This window comes from Azospirillum ramasamyi, assembly GCF_003233655.1.
In the GTDB taxonomy this organism is placed as follows: Bacteria; Pseudomonadota; Alphaproteobacteria; order Azospirillales; family Azospirillaceae; genus Azospirillum; species Azospirillum ramasamyi.
Genome location: NZ_CP029829.1, coordinates 2,316,237 through 2,330,918 on the forward strand (window position 1 = coordinate 2,316,237; position 14,682 = coordinate 2,330,918).

Annotated in this window: 12 protein-coding genes; 4 read left to right on the plus strand and 8 right to left on the minus strand. The window is 68.8% G+C overall.

Annotation, left to right across the window (positions count from 1 at the left end):
* The 5 genes from DM194_RS10900 to DM194_RS10920 form a co-directional block, all read right to left on the minus strand.
* Entirely contained in the window at positions 1–504 is a 504-nt protein-coding gene (locus tag DM194_RS10900; protein ID WP_111067336.1) for a 3'-5' exonuclease family protein, read from the minus strand.
* 7 nt (positions 505–511) lie between these two features.
* Complete coding sequence (locus DM194_RS10905) at positions 512–2,374, minus strand: DUF294 nucleotidyltransferase-like domain-containing protein (RefSeq protein WP_111067337.1); 1,863 nt, start codon at positions 2,372–2,374, stop codon at positions 512–514.
* A gap of 240 nt (positions 2,375–2,614) precedes the next feature.
* Positions 2,615–4,288 (minus strand): cation acetate symporter, encoded by a 1,674-nt coding sequence (locus tag DM194_RS10910; protein WP_111067922.1) that lies wholly within the window; start codon positions 4,286–4,288, stop codon positions 2,615–2,617.
* 50 nt (positions 4,289–4,338) lie between these two features.
* Positions 4,339–4,641, minus strand: a complete 303-nt coding sequence (locus tag DM194_RS10915; protein ID WP_111067338.1) for a DUF485 domain-containing protein — start codon at positions 4,639–4,641, stop codon at positions 4,339–4,341.
* 365 nt (positions 4,642–5,006) lie between these two features.
* A complete protein-coding gene (locus DM194_RS10920; RefSeq protein ID WP_111067339.1) occupies positions 5,007–5,594 on the minus strand; it encodes a DUF1178 family protein in 588 nt (195 codons plus the stop codon).
* A gap of 203 nt (positions 5,595–5,797) precedes the next feature.
* On the opposite strand from DM194_RS10920, the gene DM194_RS10925 reads away from it, so the two are divergent.
* Positions 5,798–6,388 (plus strand): class I SAM-dependent methyltransferase, encoded by a 591-nt coding sequence (locus DM194_RS10925; RefSeq protein WP_111067340.1) that lies wholly within the window; start codon positions 5,798–5,800, stop codon positions 6,386–6,388.
* Positions 6,389–6,423: 35 nt separating this feature from the next.
* Here the strand turns inward: DM194_RS10925 and DM194_RS10930 are convergent, their stop codons facing one another.
* Entirely contained in the window at positions 6,424–7,008 is a 585-nt protein-coding gene (locus tag DM194_RS10930) for an RNA methyltransferase (protein ID WP_111067341.1), read from the minus strand.
* Between the two features lie 78 nt (positions 7,009–7,086).
* On the opposite strand from DM194_RS10930, the gene DM194_RS10935 reads away from it, so the two are divergent.
* Both DM194_RS10935 and DM194_RS10940 read left to right on the plus strand, forming a co-directional pair.
* The gene (locus DM194_RS10935) at positions 7,087–8,205 is read left to right on the plus strand and encodes an asparaginase (protein ID WP_111067342.1); all 1,119 of its coding nucleotides are present in this window, start codon (positions 7,087–7,089) and stop codon (positions 8,203–8,205) included.
* Positions 8,206–8,291: 86 nt separating this feature from the next.
* Complete coding sequence (locus tag DM194_RS10940) at positions 8,292–9,518, plus strand: class I SAM-dependent methyltransferase (RefSeq protein ID WP_111067343.1); 1,227 nt, start codon at positions 8,292–8,294, stop codon at positions 9,516–9,518.
* A gap of 31 nt (positions 9,519–9,549) precedes the next feature.
* On the opposite strand, the gene DM194_RS10945 is transcribed toward DM194_RS10940, so the two are convergent.
* Positions 9,550–10,932, minus strand: coding sequence for an aspartate aminotransferase family protein (locus tag DM194_RS10945; RefSeq protein WP_111067344.1), 1,383 nt, complete (start codon positions 10,930–10,932; stop codon positions 9,550–9,552).
* Positions 10,933–11,155: 223 nt separating this feature from the next.
* Between DM194_RS10945 and DM194_RS10950 the strand changes: the two genes are divergently transcribed.
* Positions 11,156–11,791: a glutathione S-transferase family protein gene (locus DM194_RS10950; protein WP_111067345.1), complete on the plus strand. Its 636-nt coding sequence runs from the start codon at positions 11,156–11,158 to the stop codon at positions 11,789–11,791.
* Positions 11,792–11,860: 69 nt separating this feature from the next.
* On the opposite strand, the gene clpB is transcribed toward DM194_RS10950, so the two are convergent.
* Positions 11,861–14,464 (minus strand): ATP-dependent chaperone ClpB, encoded by a 2,604-nt coding sequence (gene clpB, locus DM194_RS10955; protein WP_111067346.1) that lies wholly within the window; start codon positions 14,462–14,464, stop codon positions 11,861–11,863.
* Between the last annotated feature and the right edge of the window lie 218 nt (positions 14,465–14,682).

Here is a 14,682-nt window from a genome sequence, read left to right on the forward strand (position 1 = left end):
CTACAGCCCCTCCTGGGTCAGCCGCACCCACGCCATCGCCACGGCCAGCGCGGTGCCGACCGCGCCCTCGGCGCGGACCGGCAGGTCGAGATCGCGGATCATGCTGTCCAGCCGCAGGTCGACCGCATGCTTCACCGCGTTGCGGATCTTGCGGTCGTAGTAGAGGCCCGACACCTCCACCCGCTCCTGCGCCAGCGGGCGGCCGGTCAGCCGTTCCGCCATGGCGACGGAGAAGTCCAGGTAATAGCCCACCAGCGGCCGGTCGCCGATGAAGGCCTGCAGCCGGTCGCCGGCCTCCGCCACCCCGCTGTCGCTGCCGGGATGGAGCAGCAGGGCGCTGCCGGCCAGGATGCGCGGCCCGCGGATGCGGATGGCGGCGAAGGCCAGCGGCCTCGCGGCCTCCGGATCGAAGCTGGTCGCCTCGCAATGGATCGCCACCCGTTCGCGGCGGTCGCCGTGGTGGTCGCCGTGGCGGTCGGGGCCGGTGTGCGCTGACTGAACCATCGCCGCCTCAGTGGTTCAGGCGGAAATGGTGGGCGATCAGCTCCTTGAAGCTCTTCACCAGCGCCAGACAGTCCTTGAACTGGTCGTGGTCGAGCTTGCCCAGCCGGTCGGGGTAGACGAGGTTGTCGATCGCCAGCTCCGCCCCCTCCTCCTCCGGTCCTGGCTCGGGAAGATCGACGCGCGCCTTCAGCCGGATGGTCGACAGGATGGTGAAGGCCTCCACCAGATCGCCGGCCATCTTGCGGTCCAGCGCGCCGAGCTCGGCCAGCACCTGGATGCGCTCCACCGTGTTGGTCTCCGCCCGGTGCCTTTCCAGGGCCAGCGCCCGCACGCCATGGACGATGGGGAAGATGCCGGCCTTCTTGATGTCCACCGGCTCCCCCCGCCGCCGGTCGAACAGGGCGGCGAACAGGCCGCTCGGCGTGTCGAAGGACAGGGCCGGGCGGGCGAACTGGGTGAAGAACATCTGGTTGTCCTGCAGCCGGCCCAGCAGATAGTCCTTCGCGTCGGCCAGCAGCGTGGCGTCGCCGGCCACCGGGGCGGCGTCGTAGAAGATGGCGAGGTTCATCTGCGCCGCCTCGTCCGGGCGGTGGATCCAGCTGAAGATCGCGTCCTTGTAGCCGGCGAGCGGCCGGGTCCAGTCCGGGTTGGACACCATGATGTTGCCCGGACAGGGCGGATAGCCGAACTCGACCAGATGGCGGGTGAAGTCGGCGGCGAAGCCCGGCAGATCGGGGCAGTCGAAGCCGTCGCGCAGGATCAGTCCATTGTCCTGGTCGGTCTTCAGCAGCTGCTCGCCGCGTCCCTCGCTGCCCATCACGATCAGGCAGCTGTTCGCCAGCAGTTCCGGCGGGGCCAGCAGCTCGAACAGCTTGCGGAAGATGCGGCGGTTCAGCTCCGTCACCAGATCGGCGATGAAGGACACCTTCACCCCGGTGGCGTGCAGGGTGCGGATCAGCTCGACGATGGAGCGGCTGGCCCGGCGCAGGTCGTCGGGGCCGGTGGCATGCTCCACCTGCACGCCGATGACCTGGGAATGGTTGGACAGCACCGCCAGCAGGTCGCTTTGCCCCAACAGCCCGACGATGGCCCCGTTCTCCGTCACCACGACGCGGCGCACCGCATGCTTGGTCATCAGCACCAGCGCGTTGAACAGCAGGTCGTCGCGGTCCAGCGTCAGCAGGCCGTAGCGGGCGAGCGGCCCGACCGGGTCGGTCACCGGCCGGCCGTCCAGCACCACCAGATCGCGCAGGTCGGTGCCGGTCAGGATGCCGGTGCGCCCGTCCGCCCCGCGCACCAGGACGCTGCTGGCGCGGTTCTGCCGCATCGCCTCGGCCGCGTCGCGCAGGCTGGCGGCGGCCTCCACGAACAGCGGCGGGTGCAGGTAGGCCTGCCGGATGCGGGCCATGGTCAGCGCCGCCATCTCGCGGTTGGAACGCTCGGCCGCCAGATCGCGCATGCGCTGGGCGAAGTCGCCGAGGATGGCGGTGCCGAAGGCGGGATTCTCGGCGGCCGACGCCTCCAGCGCCGCGCGCGGGATCAGGTGGCAGACGCAGTCCTCGACCGCGACGAAGCGATGGGAACCGGTGCCGTCCCCTGCCGCCGCGCCATACAGCGCCTGCAGGCCGAAGCGGTCGCCCGGCCCGTGGATCCTCGCCACATCGCCGCCTCGGCGTTCCTCCACCGTCCCGCGCAGGACGACGAACAGCGAGTCGGTCGGCTCCTCCCGGCAGAGGATCACGGCCTCGCGCGGATAGAGCGCGATGTCCAGCGCGCCGGCCAGCGCCGCGCGCTGGTCCGCCGTCAGCAGATCGAAGGGGTGCCGGCCGAAATCGAAGTCCGGGGAGGCGGTCGGCGTCGCGTGCTGCACGGTCGGGCTCCGTCACGGGAGGGCGGGGCATAAAAAAGCGCCCCCGGATCGGATCCGAAGGCGCTTTTCAGGATACACCCGCCGGGCGTGAGGCCGGAAGCGGGTGCGACATTTGGCGGCGCGGTTCGCCCGCCGCACGGGTCGGAGCGTTTCCCGAGGGGGAAGGGATGCGGTGCGAGACGCGATCCCTTCCGTTCTTCTTCTTGGTGCTGTGCCCGTTTCTTCGTTCGGCAGGTTGCCTTAGTGGGCGGAGGCACCCTCGGCGCCCAGGCCGGTCTGCGACCGGATGTACTGGGCTTCGAAGTCCTTGCGCTCCTTCTGGGCCTGCGCGCTGTTGTCGGTGATCGAGAAGAACCAGATACCGATGAAGGCGAGCGGGATGGTGAAGACGCCCGGGTTGTCGTAGGGGAAGATCGCGGTGGGGTGGCCCAGCACGGCCTTCCACACGGTCGGGCCCAGGATCAGCAGGACGATGGCGGAGATCAGGCCCAGCGCACCGCCCATGACGGCGCCGCGGGTGGTCATCTTGCCCCAGAACATCGACATCAGCAGGATCGGGAAGTTGGCCGAGGCGGCGATGACGAAGGCCAGACCGACCATGAAGGCGACGTTCTGGTTCTCGAAGGCGATGCCCAGCACGATCGACAGGATGCCGATGACGACCGTGGTGATCTTCGACACGCGGATTTCGTCGGCCTCGTTGGCGCGGCCCTTGGCGAAGACCGAGGCGTAGAGGTCATGCGAGACCGCGGAGGCGCCGGCCAGCGTCAGACCCGCGACCACCGCCAGGATGGTGGCGAAGGCGACCGCCGAGATGAAGCCGTAGAACAGGTCGCCGCCGACCGCATGGGCGGTGTGGATGGCCGCCATGTTGGTGCCGCCGATGACGTTGGCAACCACCGCCTTGGCGCCTTCCAGCGGAGCCGCCGTCAGGAAGGGATAGGCGCCGTTGGCGTCGGGGGCCAGGATCATCAGGATGGCGCCGAAGCCGATGATGAAGGTCAGGATGTAGAAGTAGCCGATGAAACCGGTGGCGTAGAAGACCGACTTGCGGGCTTCGCGGGCGTCGGAGACGGTGAAGAAGCGCATCAGGATGTGCGGCAGGCCGGCGGTGCCGAACATCAGCGCCATGCCCAGCGAGATGGCCGAGACCGGATCGGTGACCAGCGCGCCCGGCGACATGATCGCCAGACCCTTCGGGTGGATGTCGACGGCGGCCCTGAACATCGCCTCGGGGCTGAAGCCGAACTTCGCCAGGATCATGAAGGCCATGAAGGAGGCGCCGGACAGCAGCATCACCGCCTTGATGATCTGCACCCAGGTGGTCGCCAGCATGCCGCCGAAGGTGACGTAGCCGATCATCAGCACGCCGACGATGATGACGGCGACCAGATAGTCGAGGCCGAACAGCAGCTGGATCAGCTTGCCGGCGCCCACCATCTGGGCGATCAGGTAGAAGGTGACGGTCGCCAGCGAGCCGCAGGCCGACAGGGTGCGGATCGGCGTCTGCTGGAAGCGGTAGGAGGCGACGTCGGCGAAGGTGTACTTGCCGAGGTTGCGCAGCCGTTCCGCGATCAGGAACAGGATGATCGGCCAGCCGACCAGCCAGCCCACCGAGTAGATCAGGCCGTCGAAGCCGTTGGCGTACACCAGGCCGGCGATGCCCAGGAAGGACGCGGCCGACATGTAGTCGCCGGCGATGGCCAGACCGTTCTGGAAGCCGGTGATGCCGCCGCCGGCGGCGTAGAAGTCCTTGGCCGATTTCGTCCGCCGGGCCGCCCAGTAGGTGATGCCCAGCGTCGCGATGACGAAGATCAGGAACATGATGATGGCGGACCAGTTCGTCGCCTGCTTGGTCACCGCGCCTTCGACGGCGGCGGCGTAAGCCGAGGCGGGAACCAGCGCGCCCGCCATGGCGGCCAGGGCGGCGGCCGGGGCGGCGATGCGGGTGGTGGCGGCGCGGATCACTTCGATTCCTCCAGGATCTGGCGGTTCAGCTCGTCGAATTCGCCGTTCGCCCGGTAGACATAGATGCCGGTCAGGATGAAGGCGGACACGATGGTGAAGACGCCGATGGGGATGCCCCAGGTCGTTACGCCGGAGCCGATCGGCGTACCCAGGAAGCTCTTCCCGAACGCCACCAGCAGAACGAAACCGAAATAGATGACCAGCATAGCAATCGACAAAGTCCAGGCGAAGGCGGAGCGTTTCGCCACCAGCTCCTGGAACTTCGGATTGATCAAAATCCGTTGTGCGCTTTGATTCATGTGCGTCCCCTCATCGAGTGCCGGCAACTGTCCTGCCGCCCTGCAGACACCGTCTGCGGGACGTTCGGCATTTGCCGTCCGGGCGGTCGTGTCCGGGTTTCTTCCCGAAATTCGTACGCCCTTGACCTGCCAAATTGTTTGATACAGATCATTGTTGGGCGCACCCCCTACCATGGTCGATGGGACGGCGCGCCGGCCGGGGGCGATCCCCCGAAACTCCGCGGAAACCCAAGCTCGGGCCGGGCTGCGGCGGCATACGGAAAAGGCGCCCCCGTTTCCGGGAGCGCCTTTCATACAGTCAGCTTTTCAAATGGTTTCGTTCGGAATCAGTGGCGGCGCTGCGACGGGCGCTGCGACCGCATTCCTCAGGAATCGGTGCGCGGGATCCAAGGAATGCGGTGAAATGTCACACCTTCCTCGTGGAGTTCGGCGACCTCGTCGTCCGACGCCTCGCCATAGATGCCGCGGGGGTCGGTCTCGCCGTAATGGATGCGCCGCGCCTCTTCGGCGAAGCGGTCGCCGACATAGTCGCAGTTCTTCTCCACGCTGCGCCGAACCTCGGTCAGCTGCCGCATCACCTCCGCCACCGCTTCGCGCTGGGCGTCGTTCAGGCCGGCCGGCAGGGCCGCGACCATGTCGTCGGCGCTGGGCAGCGGAACCGGGGCGGGAATCGGCGCCGGCATCGCGGCGGGCGCATGGGACGGAACGGCGGCGGGCACGGTCGCCGGCGGGGCGTCGGCCGCGGCGGCTTCGGCCTGTTCGCGCGCACGGTCGGCGGTCTTGGCGACGCCCTTGGCGATGCGCGGGGCCATCGGCGCCTTGCCGACGACGGTATCGCCGCAGATCGGGCAGGCGATCTGGTGCGCCGCCGCCTGTTCGTCATAGGCCGCACCGTTGCGGAACCACGCCTCGAACCGATGGTCGGCCGAGCATCTCAACGCGAAGAGGATCATATCCCCACAAGCCCCAAACTGTCCCGCAACAACGAATCTCCGCCCCGGCACGCCGTTCCGGGTTGCGGCACGACTCGGGATTCGCCTTAATTCAGCACGGCGGGGCCGCGCCGTCAAACGCCGGGCGGCTCCGCCATCCTTACCTCCTGTGATATCGTTCCCGCGGCTTCGGAAAAGAAGCCCCGACCAGGGAGAATCCGACCATGCCGACGCCGCATCCGCCGTCGCCGCCCTCCCCCTGGGTGGAGCGATTCGCCCCGCTGGTACGGTCGGGCGGGCCGGTGCTCGACCTCGCCTGCGGCGGCGGGCGGCATCTGCGGCTGTTCCACCGCCTCGGCCACCCGGTGGTCGGGCTGGACCGCGACCTCGGCGGCGTCGCCGACCTCAAGGGCGGCATGGGCGTCACGCTGGTCCAAGCGGATCTTGAAAGGGCTGATCTGGAAGGGGCGGGTCCGGAAAGCGGCGGCTCGGGTGGCCGCGGCGCCCCGCTGCCGATCGACGGCCGCTTCGCCGGGATCGTCGTCACCAACTACCTGCACCGCCCGCTCTTCCCCGCCATCCTGGCGGCGCTGGAACCGGGCGGCGTGCTGATCTACGAAACCTTCGCCGACGGCAACGCCCGCTTCGGCCGCCCGTCCTCCCCCGCCTTCCTGCTGCGCCGGGGCGAGTTGCTGGAGGCCGTGCGCGGCACGCTCCAGGTGGTGGCCTTCGAGCAGGGGGAAATCGCGGTGCCCAAGCCGGCGGTGGTGCAGCGGATCTGCGCCGTCGCCGGGGACGACCCGCTGCCGATCTGATCTATCCTTACTCGCAGCCCCTCACTCGGTGGCCCTTACTCGTCGCCGTCACTCTCCGCCGGCTTCTGCTCCCCGCGGATGCGGCGGCGGCGGTCGGCGTTGCGCATAATCTGGCGGCCGTGGCGGTGCTGGGCCGGCGCCTCCAGCGGACCGCCGGGACGCACCGGCCGCTCGGCGAAGCGGCCGAGCGAGATCATGCGGTCATACATCACCAGCGCCCCGGCGACGCCGACATTGATGCAGAAGGACATCGGGATCTTCACCACATGGTCGCAGCGCGCCAGCATCGCCGGCGACAGGCTGTCACGCTCCGGCCCCAGCACATAGGCGGCGCGGGACGGGTGGCGGAAGCTGGGCAGCTCCACCGCGTCGTCGGTCAGCTCCACCCCGACCAGCATGCAGTCCCTGGGCAGGGTGAAGTCGGCGACCCGCTCGTGGATGTAGAGCGGCAGGTGCAGCGTGGCGCCCGAGGTGTCGACCAGCTTCGTCTCCCGCAGATCCGGTTCCGGATCGATGGCGAAGAAGAAGGAGGCGCCGAAGGCATGGGCGGTGCGCATCAGGTTGCCGACATTGCCCGGCTTGCTGATCCGCTCCACCCCGATTCCGAAATAACCACGCATGAAGAACCCACACATCGAAGCCAAAGATAACCGGGCGGGAGCTTGCCGCCACCGTCCGCCCGAGGCAAGCTTGCCGGCATGAGCCAAGACCATACCCACGACCATTCCTGCTGCGGTGGGGATCACCACCACGGCCATTCCCACCACCATGGCGAGAGCGCCGAGGGCCGCGCCGACCTGTCCGGCCCGGCGGAAAGCCCGATCACCGTCGAGGTGACGCGCGGCAGCCTGGTCGAATCGGTCCACCGCGCCCGCGCCTGCATCGTCGATGCCGGCGGCCATGTGCTGGCGCGCTGGGGCGACATCGACACCCCCGTCTACCCGCGCTCGGCCATCAAGTCGCTGCAGGCGATCCCGCTGGTGGAAAGCGGCGCGCTCGACGCCTTCGGTCTGGGCGACGAGGAACTGGCGCTCGCCTGCTCCTCCCACAACGGCGAGGCGCGCCATACCGGACTGGCGCGGTCCTGGGCGGAGCGGGTCGGGCTGACGCTCGACGATTACGAATGCGGCGCGCAGATCCCCTACGATCCCGCCACCGCCGAGGAGCTGGTCCGCCGCGGCGAGGCGCCGACCGCCTTCCACAACAACTGTTCCGGCAAGCACAGCGGCTTCCTGACCACCGCGAAGCACAAGGGCGAGCGGCTGAAGGGCTATGTCCGCTACGAACACCCGGTGCAGCAGCGCATCCTCGGCGTGATGGAGCAGATGACCGGCCAGGATCTGTTCGGCGCGCCCTGGGGCGTGGACGGCTGTTCCATCCCCACCATCGGCATTCCGCTGGGCGCCATCGCCTATGCCATGGCCCGCATCGCCGATCCGGTCGACCTGCCCGACGCGCGGGCCGAGGCGGTCACCCGCATCGCCGCCGCCTGGGGCAAGCACCCCTTCCTGATCGGCGGCACCGGCACCTTCGACACCGCGCTGATGGAGGCCGCCGGGGGCGCCGTTCTGGTCAAGGGCGGGGCCGAGGGGGTCGGCTGCGCCGTGATCCCCGAACAGGGCATCGGCATCGCGCTGAAGATCGAGGACGGCGCCGCCCGCGCCCGCGAGGTGGCGCTTGCCGCGCTGATCCGCTCGACCAGGGCGCTGACCGACGCCCAATGGGCGCGCGTGCCGCAACTGCTGACCGCGCCCCTGCTGAACCGCGCCGGCGCCCGGGTTGGCGAGGTGCGTGCCGCGGCGGGGTGGCCCGTCTGAGGCACCGACGGAACGTCATCGGGCGGCTGTCATCGGATGGGCGCGGTGCTATGGTCGCCGCGCCCGTTCCTTATGAGCAGTCCCCCATGAGCATCGACGACCTGCGTGCCCAGTACGAAGCCTATCCCTACCCGGCGCGCAACCCGGCCGACGAGTCGAAGCGCCTGATCACCGGATCGCCCAGCCATCTGGACGAGCTGGTCCAGCATGTCTTCGGCGGCCGGATCGACCATTCCCGGCCGCTGCGCGTGCTGGTGGCCGGCGGCGGCACGGGGGACGGCACCATCATGCTGGCGCAGCAGATGGCCGATGCCGGCAACCCCGGCCGCATCACCTACATCGACCTGTCCGACGCCAGCCGCGCCATCGCCGAGGCGCGGGCCAAGGCGCGCGGCCTGACCAACATCGACTTCCAGAGGGGCTCGCTGCTGGAACTCGACGGGATGGGGCCGTTCGACTACATCGACTGCTGCGGCGTGCTGCACCATCTGGACGACCCGTCGGCGGGGCTGCGCTCGCTGGCCGGCGCGCTGGCGCCCGGCGGCGGCATCGGCATCATGGTCTACGCCCCCTATGGCCGCACCGGCGTCTACCCGATGCAGGAGGCCCTGCGCGGCATGACCGAAGGCTTGCCGCCGGCCGAGAAGGTGGCGCTGGCCCGCCGGCTGATCCAGGCCTTGCCGCCGACCAACTGGCTGCTGAACAACCCGCACATCAGCGACCACCGCTTGGCCGACGCCAACCTCTACGACCTGCTGCTGCACAGCTGCGACCGCCCCTACAGCGTGCCGCAGCTGGCCGAACTGGCGGACAGCGCCGGCCTCGCCATCGCGACGCTGATCGACCCGATGCGCTACGAGCCGTCCCTGTGGGTCAAGGACGCCCGTGTCCTGAAGCGGTTGGAGGGGATGGACCCGCTGGAGCGCGCCGCCTGGACCGAGCGCATCACCGGCGCCTTCACCAAGCACATCGCCTATCTGCTGCGCCCGGCCGATCTGGACGCCGCCCGCATCCTGCCGGACGGGCCGGATGTGGTGCCGGTCCTGCGCGACATCGACGGTCCCGCCGTCGCGAAGAACGTGCCGCCCGGCGGCAGCCTGGAATTCGACCTGATGGGCAGCGTCGTGGCCCTGCCCCTGCCCCGGCTGGCCGGGCCGATCCTGTCGCGGATCGACGGCAGGACCAGCCTGGGCGCCCTGCACGCCGCCATCGAACCGACGACGAAGGCGACGTGGGAGCAGTTCCTCACCCAGTTCCGCCAGCTGTTCGACGCACTGGGCGGCCTGGGCAAGATGCATCTGCGGAGGGGATAGGGCGCGAAGCGCCCCACCCCCCGGCCGAACCTCACCCGCGCAGAACCGGCACCGCGGCGTCCAGCGCCTTGGTCAGCCGGTCGAAGGTCTCGTGAATCTCCGCCTCGGAGATCACCAGCGGCGGGCACAGCGCGATGGAATCGCCCATGGCGCGGACGATCAGGCCGTTCTCCTGGCTCAGCCCGTTGACCAGCGCGCCGGCACGGCCGACCGGATCGAACGGGGCCTTGGTCGCCTTGTCGGCCACCAGTTCCACGGCGCCGATCAGGCCGGTGCCGCGGGCCTCGCCGACCAGCGGATGCTCCGCCAGCGCCTTCAGACGGTTCTGGAAGGCCGGGGCGACCGCGCGGACATGGCCGACGATGTCGCGCTCCTCGTAGATCTTCAGCGTCTCCAGAGCCACCGCCGCCGCCACCGGATGGGCGGAATAGGTGTAGCCATGGCCGAAGGTGCCGATCTTCCGGCTCTCATCGACGCAGGCGCGATAGACCGCGTCCGACACCATGACGGCGGAGATCGGCAGATAGCCCGACGACAGCTGCTTGGCGCAGGTCAGGATGTCCGGCTGCATGCCCATGGTCTGGCTGCCCCAGAAACTGCCGGTGCGGCCGAAACCGCAGATCACCTCGTCGGCGACCAGCAGGATGTCGTATTTCTTCAACACCGGCTGGATCTTGGCGAAGTAGGTCGCGGGCGGGACCACGACGCCGCCGGCGCCCATGATCGGCTCGGCGAACATGGCGGCGATGGTGTCCGGCCCCTCGGCCAGGATCAGCGCCTCCAGCTGTTCGGCGAGGCGGGTGGCGAAGGCCTCCTCGCTCTCGCCCTCAAGGGCGTTGCGGTAGTGGTGCGGGCAGTCGCCGTGGATGATGCGGGCGATCGGCAGGTCGAAGTCGCGGTGGTTGTTGGGCAGCCCGGTCAGGCTGGCGGTCGCCACCGTCACGCCGTGATAGGCGCGCTGGCGCGAGAGGATCTTCTTCTTCTCCGGCCGGCCGAGCGCGTTGTTGTAGTACCAGATCAGCTTGATCGCGGTGTCGTTGGCTTCCGACCCCGAGTTGGCGAAGAAGACCTTCGACATCGGCACCGGCGCCAGCCCGATCAGCCTTTCCGCCAGATCGATTCCCGGCTCATGCGACTTGTGGCCGAAGATGTGATAGCTGGACAGCTGCCGCATCTGCTTGGTCGCCGCCTGCACCAGCCGCTCCTCGCCCCAGCCGAGCGAGACGCACCACAGGCTGGCCATGCCCTCGATGTAATCCTTGCCGCCATCGTCGAAGACGCGGACGCCCTCGCCGCGCTCGATGATCATCGGCCCCTGCGTCTCGTGGACGTCCAGGTTGGTGTAGGGATGGAGGACGAAGGCCTTGTCGCGGCTGGCGGCAGAGTTGCCGGCGGTGCTGCCCGGAGCGGTCATGGAGAGGGTCTTCCTGTTCGGTCTTGTCGGGTTCGCTTCCCCGCCGTCCGGTCGAGGTCCGCCGGGGGTGTTCGATTTGTTAAACAGTACCGCCGATCATACCCACAGTTCGGTCACTGGACAAACCTGCATCGTGGTCATCCGTGCCATGCGCGCAAGTTACTGGCGGGACGCCGGCCCCGATGGGACAGCTTGATTGGAATCACCAGGGGGAGCAACCGCCTTGCCTACGCTCTACGGAATGCCCAGCACCGCCGCGATGGCCCCGCACATCCTGCTGCGCGAGATCGGCCGGCCCTTCGACCTCGTGCTGCTCGACCGCGGGAAGGGGGAGCACAAGAGCGCCGCCTATCTGGCGCTGAACCCGCATGGCCGGGTGCCGACGCTGGTGGACGGCGATCTGGTGCTGTACGAGGCCGCCGCCATCTGCCTGCATCTGGCCGACCTCTACCCGGAGGCTAAGCTCGCCCCGGCGGTCGGCACGCCCGAGCGGGCGGAGTTCTACAAGTGGCTGATCTATCTGACCAACAGCGTCCAGGCCGAGATGCTGCTGTACTTCTACCCCGAACGCCATGTCGAGGGCGCGGAGGCGCAAGCCGCCTTCCAGGCGGCGTCCGAGGCCCGGCTGAACGGTCATTTCGATGGGTTGGACCGGGCGCTGGCGGGGCGTACATGGCTGCTGGGCGACACGTACAGCGCGGCCGACCCGTACCTGTTCATGCTGTGCCGCTGGACCCGCTTCATGGGCCGCCCGGCACGTACGCTCGCCAACCTGGGTCCGTATCTCGCCCGCGTGCTGGAACGCCCGGCGGTGAAGGCGAGTTTCGAGGCGGAAGGGCTGGACGCGCCGTATTACTGAGAGAAACCTGCCGGACCTCCCCCTCTCCCCCTGGGGAGAGGGGGAGAGGGGATTTCACCGTCGACCCGCTCAGCCCTTGCGGACCAGCCCGCTCACCGGCTGGCCGTCGATGGTCAGCGAACCGCCTTCGGCGCCGACCGCCACCGTCTGGCCGTCCTTGATGCGGCCTTCCAGGATCAGGGTCGCCAGCGGGTTCTGCAGCTCGCGCTGGATCACCCGCTTCAGCGGACGGGCGCCATAGACCGGGTCGTAGCCGGCCTCGGCCAGCCATTCGGTCGCGGCCTCGTCCACCGTCAGCGTGATCTCGCGTTCGGCGAGCATCTTCGTCAGGCGGCCGAGCTGGATCTTGACGATCCCGCCCATATGCCGGCGGTCGAGCCGGTGGAACAGCAGGATCTCGTCCAGGCGGTTGAGGAATTCCGGCCGGAAATGGGCGCGGACGGCCTCCATCACCTCCTCGCGCACGGCGCCGCTGTCCTCGCCCTCCGGCTGCTCGGCCAGGGCCTGCGAGCCGAGGTTGGAGGTCATGATGATGACGACGTTGCGGAAATCGACGGTGCGGCCCTGCCCGTCGGTCAGCCGGCCATCGTCCAGCACCTGCAGCAGCACGTTGAAGACGTCGGGATGGGCCTTCTCCACCTCGTCGAACAGCACGACCTGATAGGGCCGGCGGCGCACCGCCTCGGTCAGCGCCCCGCCCTCCTCATAGCCGACATAGCCCGGAGGCGCGCCGATCATGCGGGCGACGGAATGCTTTTCCATGTATTCCGACATGTCGAGCCGGACCATCGCCGTCTCGTCGTCGAACAGGAATTCGGCCAGCGCCTTGGTCAGCTCGGTCTTGCCGACGCCGGTCGGACCCAGGAACAGGAAGGAGCCGATGGGGCGGTTGGGATCCTGCAGCCCGGCCCGCGCCCGGCGCACGGCGTTGGACACGGCGACGATCGCCTCGTCCTGGCCGATCACCCGGCTGCGCAGCTTGTCCTCCATCGCCAGCAGCTTCTCGCGCTCGCCGGCCAGCATCTTGTCGACCGGCACGCCGGTCCAGCGGCTGACCACCGCGGCGATGTCGCTGTCGCGCACCTCCTCGTTCAGCATGCGGCTGCTGGCATGCTCCTCGGCCTCCTTCAGCGCCTTTTCCAAGCCGGGAATGACGCCGTAGGCCAGTTCGCCCGCGCGGCCCCAATTGCCGTCGCGCTGCACCGTCTCCAGTTCGGTGCGGGCCTTCTCCAGATCCTCCTTGATCTTCTGCGCGCCCTGCAGCTGGTCCTTCTCGGCCTGCCACTTGGCGGTCAGTTCCGCCGAGTCCTGCTCCAGGTCCGACAGCTCGCGCTCCAGATTGACCAGCCGCTCGCGCGAGGCGGAGTCCTGCTCGCGCTTCAGCGCCTCGCGCTCGATCTTCAGCTGGATGATCCGGCGGTCCAGCTCGTCGATGGATTCCGGCTTGCTGTCCACCGCCATGCGCAGGCGGCTCGCCGCCTCGTCGATCAGGTCGATGGCCTTGTCGGGCAGGAAGCGGTCGGTGATGTAGCGGTTGGACAGGGTCGCCGCCGACACGATGGCGCTGTCGGTGATGCGCACGCCGTGGTGGACCTCATAGCGCTCCTTCAGCCCGCGCAGGATGGAGATGGTGTCCTCCACTGTCGGCTCCGACACGAAGACCGGCTGGAACCGCCGGGCCAGCGCGGCGTCCTTCTCGATATACTTGCGGTACTCGTCCAAGGTGGTGGCGCCGACGCAGTGCAGCTCACCGCGCGACAGGGCCGGCTTCAGCATGTTGGAGGCGTCCATCGCGCCGTCCGACTTGCCGGCGCCGACCAGCGTGTGCAGCTCGTCGATGAAGACGACGATCTCGCCGGCCGAGGCCTGGATTTCCGACAGCACGGCCTTCAGCCGCTCCTCGAACTCGCCGCGGTACTTGGCGCCGGCCACCAGCGCGCCGAGGTCGAGCGACAGCAGCTGCTTGTTCTTCAGCCCTTCCGGCACGTCGCCCTTGACGATGCGCTGGGCCAGCCCTTCGACGATGGCGGTCTTGCCGACGCCGGGCTCGCCGATCAGCACGGGGTTGTTCTTGGTGCGGCGGGCCAGGACCTGGATGGTGCGGCGGATTTCCTCGTCGCGGCCGATCACGGGATCGAGCTTGCCGTCGCGCGCCGCGGCGGTCAGGTCGCGGGCGTATTTCTTCAGCGCGTCATAGCCCTGCTCGGCGCTGGCGCTGTCGGCGGTGCGGCCCTTGCGGATGTCGTTGATGGCGGTGTTCAGCCCCTGCGGCGTCACGCCGGCGGACTTCAGCGCACGCGCCGAGGGGGTACCGTCGGCCATGGCCAGCGCCAGCAGGATGCGCTCGGCGGTGACGAAGCTGTCGCCGGCCTTTTCGGCGACCTTCTCCGCCTGTTCGAAGACGCGGGAGATCTCGGGCGTCAGATAGAGCTGGCCGGCGCCGCTGCCTTCGACCCTCGGCAGCTTGTCCAGTTCGGCATCGACCGCCGCCAGGGCCACCTTGGGATCGCCGCCCGCCGCGCGGATCAGGTTGGCGGCAAGCCCTTCCTTGTCGTCCAGCAGCGTCTTCAGCAGGTGTTCCGGGGTCAGGCGCTGATGCCCGCGGCGCACGGCCAGGGTCTGCGCGGCCTGAATGAAGCCGCGGCTACGCTCGGTGTATTGCTCGAAATCCATGATGCTCCCCCCATCTCCCGTCGACCGTCCGCGAGGCAGCCCGGTCGACCCGATCCACATGACAGTGCGATCCGCAAGGATGCTGGCTGAGATGTAGGCTGGGGCGGAAGTCATGCAAGACAATCGGAATAGATAAGATCATCGGAAGAAAAAAGCCCTCGCGCCTTCCTCCTCCCGACCGCCTAGGACCAGGGAAAAGGGGTAGCGCGCGCCCCGCC